This window comes from Rhodospirillaceae bacterium (assembly GCA_040219235.1).
GTDB lineage: Bacteria > Pseudomonadota > Alphaproteobacteria > Rhodospirillales > Rhodospirillaceae > WLXB01.
On sequence record JAVJSV010000005.1, the window covers coordinates 120,188 to 133,740 of the forward strand.

General features: G+C 54.4%; 11 protein-coding genes and 1 tRNA gene. 7 read left to right on the forward strand and 5 right to left on the reverse strand.

The features are described 5' to 3' along the window. Window positions 1–92: 92 nt before the first annotated feature. The 4 genes from RIC29_02005 (at window position 93) to RIC29_02020 (ending at window position 1,695) form a co-directional block, all read left to right on the forward strand. Complete coding sequence (locus RIC29_02005; protein MEQ8733671.1) at window positions 93–251, forward strand: YqaE/Pmp3 family membrane protein; 159 nt, start codon at window positions 93–95, stop codon at window positions 249–251. Between the two features lie 68 nt (window positions 252–319). Next, window positions 320–1,120, forward strand: a complete 801-nt coding sequence (locus RIC29_02010) for an SDR family oxidoreductase (protein ID MEQ8733672.1) — start codon at window positions 320–322, stop codon at window positions 1,118–1,120. Between the two features lie 44 nt (window positions 1,121–1,164). Then, window positions 1,165–1,238: transfer RNA gene (locus tag RIC29_02015), tRNA-Gly, on the forward strand. A gap of 130 nt (window positions 1,239–1,368) precedes the next feature. Further along, on the forward strand, window positions 1,369–1,695 hold the full coding sequence (locus RIC29_02020; GenBank protein ID MEQ8733673.1) for a hypothetical protein: 327 nt from the start codon (window positions 1,369–1,371) through the stop codon (window positions 1,693–1,695). 256 nt (window positions 1,696–1,951) lie between these two features. Here RIC29_02020 and RIC29_02025 read toward each other — a convergent pair whose 3' ends face one another. Continuing rightward, window positions 1,952–2,296, reverse strand: a complete 345-nt coding sequence (locus tag RIC29_02025; protein ID MEQ8733674.1) for a helix-turn-helix domain-containing protein — start codon at window positions 2,294–2,296, stop codon at window positions 1,952–1,954. 148 nt (window positions 2,297–2,444) lie between these two features. Between RIC29_02025 and RIC29_02030 the strand changes: the two genes are divergently transcribed. Both RIC29_02030 and RIC29_02035 read left to right on the forward strand, forming a co-directional pair. Next, on the forward strand, window positions 2,445–3,146 hold the full coding sequence (locus RIC29_02030) for a pirin family protein (protein ID MEQ8733675.1): 702 nt from the start codon (window positions 2,445–2,447) through the stop codon (window positions 3,144–3,146). A 40-nt stretch (window positions 3,147–3,186) separates the two neighbouring features. Next, complete coding sequence (locus RIC29_02035; protein MEQ8733676.1) at window positions 3,187–4,158, forward strand: DUF5996 family protein; 972 nt, start codon at window positions 3,187–3,189, stop codon at window positions 4,156–4,158. Between the two features lie 18 nt (window positions 4,159–4,176). Here the strand turns inward: RIC29_02035 and RIC29_02040 are convergent, their stop codons facing one another. From RIC29_02040 to RIC29_02050, 3 genes are all read right to left on the reverse strand, one after another. Further along, window positions 4,177–6,474, reverse strand: coding sequence for a xanthine dehydrogenase family protein molybdopterin-binding subunit (locus RIC29_02040; GenBank protein ID MEQ8733677.1), 2,298 nt, complete (start codon window positions 6,472–6,474; stop codon window positions 4,177–4,179). Window positions 6,475–6,600: 126 nt separating this feature from the next. Then, the gene (locus RIC29_02045) at window positions 6,601–8,634 is read right to left on the reverse strand and encodes a nitrilase-related carbon-nitrogen hydrolase (protein ID MEQ8733678.1); all 2,034 of its coding nucleotides are present in this window, start codon (window positions 8,632–8,634) and stop codon (window positions 6,601–6,603) included. A 161-nt stretch (window positions 8,635–8,795) separates the two neighbouring features. Next, window positions 8,796–10,058, reverse strand: a complete 1,263-nt coding sequence (locus tag RIC29_02050) for an MFS transporter (protein ID MEQ8733679.1) — start codon at window positions 10,056–10,058, stop codon at window positions 8,796–8,798. 203 nt (window positions 10,059–10,261) lie between these two features. On the opposite strand from RIC29_02050, the gene RIC29_02055 reads away from it, so the two are divergent. Continuing rightward, window positions 10,262–12,181, forward strand: coding sequence for a pyrroloquinoline quinone-dependent dehydrogenase (locus RIC29_02055; GenBank protein MEQ8733680.1), 1,920 nt, complete (start codon window positions 10,262–10,264; stop codon window positions 12,179–12,181). Window positions 12,182–12,194: 13 nt separating this feature from the next. On the opposite strand, the gene RIC29_02060 is transcribed toward RIC29_02055, so the two are convergent. Then, on the reverse strand, window positions 12,195–13,076 hold the full coding sequence (locus RIC29_02060; protein ID MEQ8733681.1) for a LytTR family DNA-binding domain-containing protein: 882 nt from the start codon (window positions 13,074–13,076) through the stop codon (window positions 12,195–12,197). Between the last annotated feature and the right edge of the window lie 477 nt (window positions 13,077–13,553).

Here is a 13,553-nt window from a genome sequence, read left to right on the forward strand (position 1 = left end):
TGCCAAACTTGTACTATGACGTCAGGGTTACGATGGTCTAAGCTGCGCCAGCTATTTTGGTGTAAACATTTGTGCGCCGCATTGGGGGAATTATGGATATCATCCGTATTATTTTTGCAATCATTCTGCCGCCTGTTGGCGTCTTTTTGCAGGTCGGCATTGGCTGGCCGTTTTGGATTAACATCCTGCTCACGCTGCTTGGCTACATTCCCGGTATTGTCCATGCCGTCTGGATAATAGCAAAGCGTTAATGCAATTTTATTAGCCATGAACTGAAGGCTACAACGCTATTACCGCTTTGAGCGGGAAGGAGATTCTTATGACCTTTTCAATTGCTGAAGTGTTTGGTCAAACTTTGCGGGTTGTGTTGCTCGGCTTGGTGCTTTCTGCTTCTGTTGTTGCCTCAGCCAGTGCCGGAACGGTGCTTATTACAGGTGCTAATCGCGGTATTGGTTTAGAGTTTGTCAGGCACTATGCGGAAGAGGGGTATACTGTCATCGCAACGGCTCGGGAGCCATCTGAGGCCGCTGAGTTGCAAGCGTTGGCTAAAGAAAATTCAAAAATTCTGGTTGAGCCATTAGATGTCAACGCGTTCGATCAAATTGATCGCCTGGCCGAAAAATACCGGGGCACGCCAATTGATATCTTAGTCAACAACGCGGGCATTACGGGGCGGCCAGACCTTCAACGTTTCGGCTCCATCGACTATTCCACATTTGAGGCAGTGATGAACACCAATGTGCGAGGCCCGCTGAAAATAACAGAGGCGTTTACAGGGCATGTCTCCGCGAGCAAGGAAAAGAAGGTCGCCGTCGTCACCTCAAGTGAAGGCTCTATCGCTCGCGTAACAAGCAATCGTCAGCCTTTTTATCGGGCCAGTAAGGCGGCTGTGAATATGGTCATGAAAAACATCTCGCACACTTTGAAGGAGCAAGGTGTGACAGTTGTGCTGGTTAATCCTGGCCCGGTTGATACGGATATGATGGCCGCAGCGCGGGGGCGCATGCCGCTTAGAACCACCACATTGGCGGTCGATGAAATGGCCGAAGTGATTAACAATGTATCCCTGGAGGAGTCTGCCACTTTTTATAATTTTGACGGTACCGAATTGCCCTGGTGATATGATGATTATCAGCTAAGATTAACCGTCAGGTTTAGACTATTGCGGGTGTGGTTCAATGGTAGAACGCGAGCTTCCCAAGCTTGAGACGAGGGTTCGATTCCCTTCACCCGCTCCACCTAAAAAATACTACTGATAACAATCCCAACCACATGTCACAATAAAGTGGTATGCTAAACTTTAGCGGCTGATAGCATCGCTCTTAGACTGGCCTGTTGTTCAGGTCTAGGCCGCCGAAAGGTCAAAGCATGACTGCGGCAAAGTTCCGCGTGAAGTTTTCTACGGCGGGCAGAATTGCTCCCGTCGAGAATTGGTTGAAGCTCAATATTAAGGGGCCGTGGTCTATTCAAATGGACAGCGTCTCTGATGATATGTCCAAGAAAAACTATCTAATTGTTTTTGATAATGAGGCAGACCGCGACAGCTTCAAGCTGCGTTTTATTTATGGCCAAGCGGCATTTGATAAAAAAGCGACTACCGTCGAACCGGGAGTCGGAGTCTTTTCCAAAATTGCTAAATTTTTTGGCACTTCAAAGGCTAAGCCTAAACCTCAAGCTAAACCAAGGTCGAAGTAGCCGTCTGACACAAGAGCACCGCAGTGCCTTAGGCTTTAGGGGCCGTACCAGGCTATAAAAATCACGAGCAGGACCAGGCAACCCATAATCCAAAAAGGGACGAGATCGTGTTTTTTTGATCTCTTGTCTTGATCAGAACCTGCCATGAAAACCTCGTGAAGTTATGTGGACCGACCTCAGTTTAAGTCCATTCTCACATCACTCAGACTATTTCTCAATTGCTTTGCGGTATGCTGTAAATTCTAGGGCCTGATTTCTAACCACGCTGCCCATCGCCCCATTTCACGGCTACGGCTTCAAACGCTTTCAATACGCTATCGAAATCTTTGCCTTTCTCGGTCAGTCCATAGGTGACGGCGGGTGGTATGCTCGCCACGTGTTCTCGCCAGATCAAGCCGTCGGCTTCCATCTGCCGCAGCCGGTCCGTCAGCACTTTCGGTGAAATGCCTTCCACGAGCCGGTTAAGGTGATTAAAGCGTGTCGGACCTTCTGTGCTCAGGGTCCAAAGAATATGCGTTGTCCATTCTTTCCACAGCACGCGCAGGACACTGTCCATAGGACAGCCTTTGCTCTCAGACTTTTTGTTCGTTGCTGTCGGCATTGTATCTCTCATATGTCCAAGTCTACTTACCAAAAGGCAACTACTTTCTCTGAGTAACTATACCTCCTATATCGGTGCCAGTGATGTTTTAGCAAGCCTGCTTTGTATTCAAATCCTCTCAAAACAGGCCCAACGATAGGAGAAGGGCATGATTACCGTCAGAGACCGTAATGATCGAGGTCACACAAAAACCGGCTGGCTCGATAGCCACCATACGTTTTCTTTTGGCGCGTACCATGACCCCGCCAACATGGGCTTTGGCGCGCTCAGAGTGATTAATGATGACCGCATCATACCGGGGGCTGGTTTTCCCACCCATGGCCATCGCGATATGGAAATTATTTCATACGTGGTGAGCGGCGCAGTGGAACATAAGGATAGCATGGGGACCGGGTCAATTATTCGCCCCGGTGATGTGCAACGTATGTCAGCTGGAACGGGCGTAACGCATTCCGAGTTTAACCCAAGCAAAGATGAGGGCGCGCGTTTCCTGCAAGTCTGGATTACACCAGAGCAGGCCGGGCTCAAGCCTAGCTATGAGCAAAAAAATTTTTCCCAAAGAGAGCGCACAGATACTTTAAGGCGTGTGGCCAGCCAGGACGGACAGAATGGTGCTGTCAAAGTGCATCAAGACGTCAGCATCTACGCAACCATGCTTACGGCAGGGAGCGAGGTGACGCACACCATCGCGCGCGGTCGTCAGATTTGGGTGCAGGTGGTTCAGGGGTGTGTGAACATCAATGATACAGAATTGCGCGAGGGTGATGGCGCTGCCGTTACAGATGAAACCAGCATTACGCTGTCCTCCCAAACAGGTGCCGAAGTGTTAGTGTTTGACCTCGCGGCATAAGATCAAGATCATTCACGTTAGCACAAGGAGTGTTCAGGTTATGCTTGAGAGACAAGAAATTACCCCGGAAACATGGCCTGAATTGCCCTACAACGAGTGGGCTGAAACCTGCACGACTCTGCATCTGTTTACACAAATTGTTGGCAAGGTGCGCCTGGCGGTTGAGCCCTGGTGGAATCACTCCTGGCACGCCACGCTCTATACCACGGCGCGGGGGCTGACCACGTCGCCACTCGCGTATAAGTCACGTGTGTTCCAGATCGATTTTCAACTGCTCGATCATCTTCTGGTTATTCATTGTGCCGAGGGCATCCAGCGCAGCATTCCGCTGGCCGGACAATCCGTGGCCAGTTTCTACAAAGGCGTCATGGCGGCCCTGGAAGATTTAGGCATGCCGATTAAAATTCATGGTAGCCCCAATGAAGTGCCGGACCCGATCCCCTTTGCCGAAGACACCGTGCACATGTCCTACAAAGAGGTCTACGTCGAACGCTATTGGCGGCTGCTGATTCAGGTCGATCGGGTGTTCAAAAAGTTTCGCACAGGATACATCGGCAAAGTCAGTCCGGTGCATTTGTTCTGGGGCAGTTTTGATATGGCGGTGACGCGCTTTTCGGGCGGCGAGGCCCCTTTACACCCAGGTGGTATTCCCAATTTGCCGGACGATGTCACCCGTGAAGCCTATTCCCACGTCGTGTCCAGCGCCGGGTTCTGGCCAGGCGGTAACGGCTTTGATCAGCCGATGTTTTACTCTTATGCGGCGCCCACACCGGATGGATTTGCGGACGCCAAAGTAGAACCGGCTGAGGCTTATTTTCATAAAGAATTGGGTGAATTTTTGTTGCCCTATGAAGTCGTAAGAACGGCGTCAGATCCGGATGCGGTCTTGCTGTCCTTCCTGACCTCCACATTCGATGCCGCGGCAACAACAGGTGCCTGGAATCGCAACGCCCTTGAGTGTGACATCGGGGAACCATTGGTTGTGCGCCCGGGGCCGTGGCGCCAACGCTAACCGGGGGGATGTGAAGTCTTAGCGCTGTGCGTCTGCAATGGCGCGCCATACGCGCTCGGGTGTCAGAGGCATATCGATGTGCGACACCCCCAACGGTCTCAGCGCATCAAGCGCGGCAATCACCACAACGGGCAGGGCACCAACGGTTCCGGCCTCACCGGCCCCTTTCACGCCCAAGGGGTTCATGGTCGTCGGCACAGGGCTGGTTTCCACTTCAAAAGTCGGCATGTCGTCGGCACGCGGCATGGCATAGTCTAAGAAGCTGCCGGTAATGAGCTGGCCATCGTTATCGAAGACAATCTGTTCCATCAGGGCTTGTCCAGCGCCTTGCGCAATACCACCGTGCAGTTGGCCTTTAACGATCATCGGGTTGATCACAGTGCCAACGTCATCAACCACAACATATTTGACCAGGGTTGTGACGCCAGTGTCTGGGTCAATCTCGACTTCACAGACGTGACAGCCATTTGGGTAAGTCGGACCATCGGCTTTCTTGGTGACAGAAGTATTCAATGTCCCGTCAGCATGCTGCGCCAAGTCATGCAGTGTTATCTCGCGATCTGTGCCAACCACGCGAAAAGCACCGGAAGAAAACTCTATATCAATCTCGGCAGCCTCAAGCGCGTCCGCCGCAATCGGTTTGCCCGCTTCGATGATGCGCTGAGATGCGGCAGTCATCGCGGTGCCAGCGGCAATCATGCTGCGTGACCCAAACGATCCTGTGCTGCTGATAACCGTATCGGTATCGCCGTCAATCACGGTCACCCGGGCAGGGTCCAAGCCTAATTGCTCTGCCAGGATTTGCCGGTAAGCGGTGCCATGACCGGTGCCCATTTCTTTTGATCCGGCAAAGACGGTAACATCCCCATTTTTGGCTAGGCGGATGTCCATGGTTTCTGGCATGTGCGCGCCTTGCGGGCCGCCGGCGATTTCGATGGAATACACAAGCCCTCTGCCACGTAGTCGTCCGCGTGCGCGGCTCTCGCCTTGACGGGTTGAGAAGCCATCCCAATCTGCGGCCTCTACGCCTTCTGCCAAAACTTTGGCGAAGGCCCCACTGTCGTAAATCATGCCTAATGGTGTGGTATGCGGCAGTTGCTCTGGCGTCAGCATGTTCATCCGTCGCAACGCGATAGGGTCCGCGTTCAATTGCCGTGCTGCTTCATCGACCAAGCGCTCGATAACGTATGTCGCTTCTGGGCGGCCTGCGCCACGATACGGTGCCAGCGGCGGGACGTTGGTGTGAACACCAATCACTTCAATATGTGCAGCTTTGATGCCGTACGGCCCGATCATGCCGCCCACGTTTGCGGTGGGGGGGTGCGGGGTGGTTGCACTGAGATAAGCCCCGAGGTTTCCGATCAAGCGCACCTTGATGGCCAGAAATGTTCCATCTCCCTCCACCGCCAGTTTCGCATTGACCCAATTGTCCCGGCCTTGAAAGTCAGATTGGAATCCTTCGATGCGGTTTGAGCGCCAGACCACAGTGCGGCTCAGTTTTTTTGCCGCCCACAACACCAGACCCTGTTCAGGGAAGACGTTGTTTTTCATCCCGAAGGCACCGCCGATATCGGCAGAAATTACATGGATGCGTTCTGGCGATATCTTCAAAATATCGTTGGCCAGGGTGTCTCGTAATCTGTGAGGTGTCTGTGATGCCGAGCGCAATAGATAACGGTTTGTCTCTTGGTCAAAACTGCCAATGGCGCTTCGCGGCTCAATCGGGTTGGCCGTAACCCGCGTTATATCTAGGTTCAGTTCGATGATTTTTTTGGCATTTGCGAACGCTGCATCTGTGGCGCCGCGGTCTCCACGCTCAACAACAAAGGCTTCATTGCCAGGGACCTGCTCCCAGACAGATGGCGAGTCATCTTGAAGCGCGGCCTTACCTGAGGTGACAGCCGGTTCATCATCGTAATCGATCAGCACCTGCTCGGCGGCCTCTTCGGCCTGATCCAGTGTCTCGGCAATTATCGCAACAACGGGATCGCCGACATACTTAACGGCATCTCTTGCCAATAATCCGAAGGTAGGGCGATACATCTCCGTCCCGTCGCGGCGTTTAAAGGGGAAGGGTGTGGTAAACAGTCCAATCCCATCAGCATCTAAGTCTGTTCTGGTGTAGATTCCCAAGACGCCTGGACACTCTTTTGCGGCGTCTATGTCGATGGTGGCGATTTTTCCTGCCGCAACAGGTGAACGGACCAACACCATATGCGCGTCACCGGGCTGCACGGCATCATCCGTATAGCTTCCGTTACCACGCAGCAGGCGGTCATCTTCGAAACGGGGAATGGCCTCGCCAATTTTGCTCACAGGGGCTTATATCCTCATTCATCACCAACGATGAATGTGTTTACCTCGACTTATGCGCCCGGTCACCGCTGATCAGAGGTTCACCCGCGTGGCGAACCTCTGAATTTGTGGCGCGGGTCTGTAAAGCTACATCACGTCAGATGTGCGACTCTTCGTCTCTGCGCTCAGTTGCGAGACTGGCGGCGTGTAGATACCTTGCTCCACGTAGCTTTCAATCCGTTCGATCATGGCTTTCGCCCCGATGTAGGGATTGTCGTACGGATCGCCCGCCCACATGTTGCTGGGGAAGCCCATGTCCGGGGAATACGTATCCGCATAAACGGCAGGATCATTCCACAGTTGGAAGTTGGTGCGCGGGTTGGCGCGCGCACGTCTCAAAGCGCCGAGGTCAATATGGGCGCGCAGTAAAACCGGACCTGGGCCATCAACAGTGCCTTGTAAGCTGCCGTCGAAGTTAACCAGGCGCGTATGGCCGCGTCGGAAGAAGGTCATGTGTTCGGAGTCGTGTGACTTGTACTCGCCGCCGTCCATGGCGGAGAGCATGTAGGCACAGTTTTCCATGGCGCGGGTGCGGCGGGCGTTGTCCCAGGCACGTCGGCCTTCACCGCCATGGGGTTCGGAGGTCGAGTGCAGAATAACCTCTGCCCCTTGGCGGCGCAGTCCGCCCGCGACTTCAGGGCTCATGTTGTCGAAACACACCATGTTGGCAAGTTTACCGATGGGGGTGTCCGCAACCGGGAATAAGGCGTCATAGCCAAATAGGTCCAGGTATTCATCCAGCACGGACCCCGGCGTGGTATCTGGCAACAAGCCCCAGACATCGGCGCATTGGTTTTTGCGGTAAGTGTGCACATGATTGCCCTGGTCGTCGATCAGGAACGCTGAGTTAAACACGCGCCCCGGCAGCTTCGGGTGCACTTCGAAATTCTGGAAGGCGACATAGACATTATATTCCTGGGCAAACTTTCCGATGATATCGAAAATTTCATCACCCTCGGAAATCGCCATCCGTTCCAGGTTCTGCACCGTGCGTTGCACGCCGCCAATACCGCCGGGTCCCGTCAGCCAAAACTCTGGGAAGACACACAAACGCATGGTGGGAACAGACAAACGGCTCCCAGCGTTCGACAGATGTTCATCCAGATTCTTGCGAATGATTTCACGCGGATCCGCATTGCCGCCGATGGGAATCAAACGGGCGACGGTTTGTACCAGCATACAATCGTATTGAAACTCTGGGTTTGGATGTTTTGGTCCGCGCACCTCGGCTTCTGTGGCCAGGCGGCGCTCGGCTTCTTTAAGCCAGCCATCACGGGTGGTCGGGGCTGCTGGAATTTTATCGGTTTCTTTAGCAATTTTGTAGCCACGGCCGTAGACGTCAGCACGCACAATCGCTGGAAAGCTGCCTTGCGGCGTTACACGGCGACGGCGCAGCAGCTGCATATCAATGTCAGGAATCACGAAGGTTTCATCCCCACGCACGGCCGTGGCCTCACGCTCCCATGGGTAAAGGGCCGTCGCGGACGGCAGTTTAACTTTGATGCCGCCATCGTTCATTTCGGCAGGGCTTGCCACGGCCACATACGCGACGCTTTCGCTGGCGCGCCCAAAGCGCGACATCACGCGATGATCAAACTGTTGATCTGAACGTTCCACACAGGGGTTCAAAATAACCTCTGCCCCGTGAAAAGCGAGCGCCCGGCCATACTGTGGAAAGTGAATGTCTTCGCCGCACAGCATGCCGACCTTGGCAAAAGGCAATGCGGCGACAGGAAATTCCGCAGGTTGACCCATAGCAGAAGTGGTGTCGGTGAAGCCTTCAATGAGGTCAGGTGAAATTTTCAGAGTGCGCAGTAATACATCACCATTAGAGGCAACGACGAACCCGATCGTCTGCGGCGCGGATGCGCCTTCCGCTTGCATGACGGCTGAACCTGCAAGATGCATTTTGTTCGTCGTTGCGGCTGATTTCACAACGTCCATAATGTCTTCTTCACGAAGCGCTGCAGCGTCCCCTAAAGGGGCATGTGGCAGAAGCAACAAGACATCCGGAGAACCACTTTCAGATTGGCGTACCGCCTCGCGCGCCGCCGCCGCGACGAGCGCATATAACTCGGGTGCATCATTGGGAGACCAGGAAGATTGGGTCAGCATCAGCATAATTCGGGCGTCCTTGATTTATGGCCTCTGATTTGTGGCCACTGATTTATGACCTGCTTCTTAAGTGACAAGATCAGATGAGGGGTAGTTTTAAAACCCTTCCTGCAACTACAGGGTAGGACTTGCTAATATGCTCGTGCAGTGAGCGTGCATGGGGCAGGTTAAGGGGCCGGCGGAGAGAGGCTCTCAATCTTCACTCGCGTTGCAATCACCATAGAAATCACGACGTAAGCTAGGCTGGCGGCGGCGAGCAGCCGGACAGACCAGCCCGCATCCAACAACCACCCCATCACCGCTGGGGCTAAGGCGGCGGCAAAAATCGTGCTCGAGCTGACCAGCGAGCGAATCGCCCCCAGGTATTGGGTGCCATACAATTCGGCCCAGATCACATTATGAACCACACCGAACATGCCGCCGCTGAGGCCATTAGTAATCATGTAAGCCCAAATCATCAGGGGGGAGTCAAAGGCCACAAGCAAGGCCATGGACAAGGCCAGCGGGACCATGAACCAGGGCACCAGGGCACTGACCCCGCCAAGCCGGGTGACCCATCCGCCGAAACTTAAACCGCCGATCACGCTGAAGGTTGCTGAGACGAAATACCCCGAGGCAAAGGTCGCCAGCAGCCAGCCTTTTTCTTCCACCAGTGTAATTTGATGAAACTGGATGCCGGTCGCGACGAAGGGTAGGGCCATCATCAGCGGCAGCAGCAAATAGAAACGCCGGTCGCGCAACACCTGCGATCGCGTCCAACCGGCGCGGCGTGCTGGAGCATCCTCAGCGCCCGGTGTATCGGTCTCCTCGTGTTGCGCGATATGGGCTTGATGCCGTGCCTTATGACCGCGGAGTAAAAACAGAGCAAAGGGCAAGCAGATGACCATCAAAAACGCAGCGCTGCCGGTCCAAATACCGCGCCAGCCGTATTGCACCAAAAGATACGCACCCGCGACCGGCAGGCTCGCCACGCCCGCGGCAAATCCGATGTTCGCAATGCTCACAGCAAGACCGCGCTCGGTTTCGTAGTAGCGCGACATGCTGGTCAGTGCCGTGTGCGACATCAAACCCTGACCGCCCAGGCGCAGGCCCCACATGGCCAGCATAATGGTGGCGGGTCCGGTGGCATTGCCGAACATCCAGCAGGCTGCAGCCAGAATGCAAAACGTAAAAATCGTAAAGACGCGCAGGTCCCAAACGTCTATCAGCTTGCCAATCCAGATCAGCGTCACCGCGCTGACAAATGTTGCGGCACCATACAAAGTGCCGAGATCACTGCTCGACAGGCCAAGGTCTTGGTTCAAAACGCCGTTGAACAACGCCACGTAGAACGTTTGTCCAAAACTCGAGAACAACGCCAGAAAGAAGCCGAAGCTTACAAATCGTGCGTTCTTGGTAAAAAACAGGATCAGAGGGAATTGGTGTAACACGGTACCACACATTCAAGGGGAAAGGAGCGGTACCACACGCCCGCCTGGCAGCGCCACAGTCAGTTAACAGTTCCCACGCGCGCGATAGTCACATGCCGGACGAACTCGGGCTGGACGCTAAGCGTAATCCGTCGCACCATAGGCCCATAAAAGGATTTGTGTGTCAGCCCTTGGCGGCTCGACTGAATCACAGGGGATTAGGAATGAAACGAATTGTTCTAGGATGTGCGGCGCTCATCAGCGTGAGTTCGGTTGGGTATGCTCAGTCCGGTGACGATTGGCAAAACTTCGGCAATGACTCCGGCGGCAGCCAGTATTCGCCCTTGGATCAAATCACCGCTGAGAATGTTGCAGACCTGGAAGTGGCCTGGATACATCGCTCTGGCGACGTCAAGCAAAACCCGTTCGGGACTTCTCTTCAAGTGGTGCCGATCCAGGCTAATGGACTTTTATACTATTGCACGCCGTTCAACCGTGTCTTTGCTCTGGACCCGGCAACAGGGGAAGAGGTTTGGGTGTTTGATCCTCATACACCCCATCCAGAAACCGGTGAGTTACTGATTGAAGGAGACCGCCTCTCAAGCACCTGTCGCGGCGTTGCCTATTGGGCTGCAGCGGAACCTGAAGAGGGCAATGCCTGTGAGAAACGTATCTTCAAAGGAGATCGCGGAGGTAATCTTTGGGCCATTGATGCGGATACTGGCGAAGCCTGCCGGGATTTTGGTGAAGATGCCGGCTATGTGGGGCGTGTCAGCAACGCGGATTATGAAATGCACGGTGAAGGGTTCGTCGGCATGCCATCTCCCGGTGCCGTGGTTGGCGATACCGTTATTGGCGCAACGTCCTCTAACGATGGCGTGCAAGACGCCAATGATGGGTTTGTGCGTGGCTGGGATGTGCGCACCGGCGAGTTGAAGTGGGAGTTTAATCCCATTCCACAGTCCTATCGTGATCAGTCTGGCGCAGCCAATGTGTGGTCGACCATGAGCGGTGATCAGGAACGAAATCTGGTCTTCCTGCCAACCACCAGTCCATCGACTGATTATTATGGCGGCGGTCGTCGCTTTCCCATTCCTTATGCCACAGCCCTGGTTGCGGTTGAGGCCGATACAGGCGGCGTTGCCTGGCATTTTCAAACCGTTCGCCATGATCTGTTTGACTATGATTTGGTCGGCCATCCTCTGCTGGTCACTATTCAGAAGGATGGTGAACCGCGTGAGGTTGCAGTGCTGCAAACCAAAATGGGGTGGCTGTTCACCTTTGACCGTGACACGGGCGAGCCGATTTGGCCGCTGGAAGAAATGCCGGCTCCTGAAACCAATGTTCCGGAGGACGAAGCAGCCCCAACTCAGCCGATCCCCACTTTGCCAGTGGCTTTCGCCGGTCAAAAAATAAACCGCGATGATCTGTTTGGGCTGACACCCTTTGACAAGGCGTGGTGTCAATCCGAGTTCGATGAGATGCGCTACGAAGGCTTGTATACGCCACCGGATTTGCGCGAAGCCCTGCTGTTCCCGTCTGCCCTTGGTGGCGGCAACTGGGGCGGAGCTGCCTTTGATCCAGAGAGCAATACGCTGATTATTAAAGCCGAAAATCTAGCCTCCCGCCTAAAGATTGTGCCCAAGGGGGATACCGCAGACGAAGATGTTTTGCGTATTGATTATCTGACGCGACCGCTCAAAGGCACACCTTATGCCGTTGAGGGTGAAATCTTCATGTCGCCCTTGGGTATTCCCTGTACGCCAACGCCCTGGGGGACTCTCGCCGCCATTGATATGAGCAGCGGCCAGATGAAATGGCAAATTCCCCTCGGCCAAGTGAAACGCTTTGGCATTACCGTGCCGGCCTCTTTCGGTTGGGGGTCACCCAACATCGGGGGTCCTATCATCACCGGCAGCGGGTTGATTTTCATTGCGGCCACAATGGATGAAAAAATCCGGGCCATTGACCTGTCCAGCGGCGATGAACTCTGGCAGGCCAACTTGCCGTATATGGGCTCATCGGTGCCGATGACCTACATGGCTGATGGCCGTCAGTATGTGGTGATTGCGGCAGGAGGCACGTCCCGGGTAACAGAAAATCTAGGCGATGCGCTGGTCGCGTTTGCATTACCAGAGAAATAGGATGACGGGCGCGTTAGTCCTCAAGGTACTCTAAAAACTCGGTTGCGGCGGACTGCTTATACGTCTGCCCAACCGGGATGCGTTTGCCACCCTTTAGCACGATGTCAAATGATCGACCGCGCCGTACCATAACGTCGATGGCGTCTTTGCTGACCCAAAAGGACCGGTGCACTTGTAATCCTTCGCAGCCCTGTTGTTCGCGGACCGCATCTGTGAAGCGGTAATGAATCAGCTCTGAGCCATCAATTGTATGTACACGTACATAATGGTCTTCTGCTTCCAATGCGGCGATTTCGTTTTGAGAAATGTCTTTCAACCGTTTTAAGAATTCAGGCTCCGGCGGCGGTGTATCATCAGCCCTTCCGTCTGTGTCCGCAGAGGGTGCGAAACGCCCGAGGGGCGCATAGCCAAACCGCGGCAAATGCAAGGGCCCACGCATCATCAGGTTGGCGCCGATCCACAGCAGCAAAATAACGGCGGCTTCCTGCAAAAAGCTGGTCATCCATTCAATCGACCAGATGAACTGAGGGGCGGCCACGGGTGAGCCATCGCCACCTTGGGCGGCGCCCAGAAAAGTGCCAATGATGTAAACCACAAACGGGCGCGCCGCGAGGCCGCCGACCACACTGCCAATGACAATCACTGTGATAAATCTTGGCGTCAGCGGGCGTAGAATATAGGCGGCGGCCCAACTGCCCAGTTCAAAGGCGGCCCATGTGGTCAACAGAATGGCCAGCCAATAGGTGATGGCCGTGGCTGAGCCAATGCCGGTGGTTGGAATACCAGCGCCATACCAGCCCAGCAGCAAGGCCGCGAAAAGGGGCACAGCAAAACTGACCGCCGTCGAAACGACGATGTTTTTATCTATCCAGGATGGGACAGCTTGGCTGTTCAACGGATATCATCCCCTTGCCGGAGTTATTTGGCCTATAGGCGTTGATTTTAGCTTCAGACGCGTATGCCCTTGGAATACAAGCATAAGTCTAACCTGCACAGTCTATTTCGTGAACCTGCTTTGCGGACTCGCGGTTATCCGCCGATCATAAGGGCGAAAATCTCACTTTTTCGCTCGAATAGGCTTTAGCGCCCTTGAGGACTCGGCTTAGACTTCGTCCCAAGTCTTCAAGGTGAAAGCCTCGATCATAAGCCCGATCACGAAGGCGCGGTAACTCAACTCTGGGGAGGAGTAAAACCCATGGCCAACACGACCACGAGTACGCTCAAGACAGATCGCCCGACCTATGCGTCGGACTTCATTCCATCGGACGTAGAACGCGCCGTATTCCTCGGCAATCCCGTTCTCGACAACATGATGACCAGCCTGATCGCCCTGGGCGCTGAAGTATGGTCCAACCGCCGCCGGATGAAGGTT

Coding starts and splice junctions, on each gene's coding strand:
- RIC29_02005 (MEQ8733671.1), top strand. CDS start 93: ATGGATATCATCCGTATTATTTTTGCAATCATTCTGCCGCCTGTTGGC.
- RIC29_02010 (MEQ8733672.1), top strand. CDS start 320: ATGACCTTTTCAATTGCTGAAGTGTTTGGTCAAACTTTGCGGGTTGTG.
- RIC29_02020 (MEQ8733673.1), top strand. CDS start 1,369: ATGACTGCGGCAAAGTTCCGCGTGAAGTTTTCTACGGCGGGCAGAATT.
- RIC29_02025 (MEQ8733674.1), bottom strand. CDS start 2,296: ATGCCGACAGCAACGAACAAAAAGTCTGAGAGCAAAGGCTGTCCTATG.
- RIC29_02030 (MEQ8733675.1), top strand. CDS start 2,445: ATGATTACCGTCAGAGACCGTAATGATCGAGGTCACACAAAAACCGGC.
- RIC29_02035 (MEQ8733676.1), top strand. CDS start 3,187: ATGCTTGAGAGACAAGAAATTACCCCGGAAACATGGCCTGAATTGCCC.
- RIC29_02045 (MEQ8733678.1), bottom strand. CDS start 8,634: ATGCTGATGCTGACCCAATCTTCCTGGTCTCCCAATGATGCACCCGAG.
- RIC29_02055 (MEQ8733680.1), top strand. CDS start 10,262: ATGAAACGAATTGTTCTAGGATGTGCGGCGCTCATCAGCGTGAGTTCG.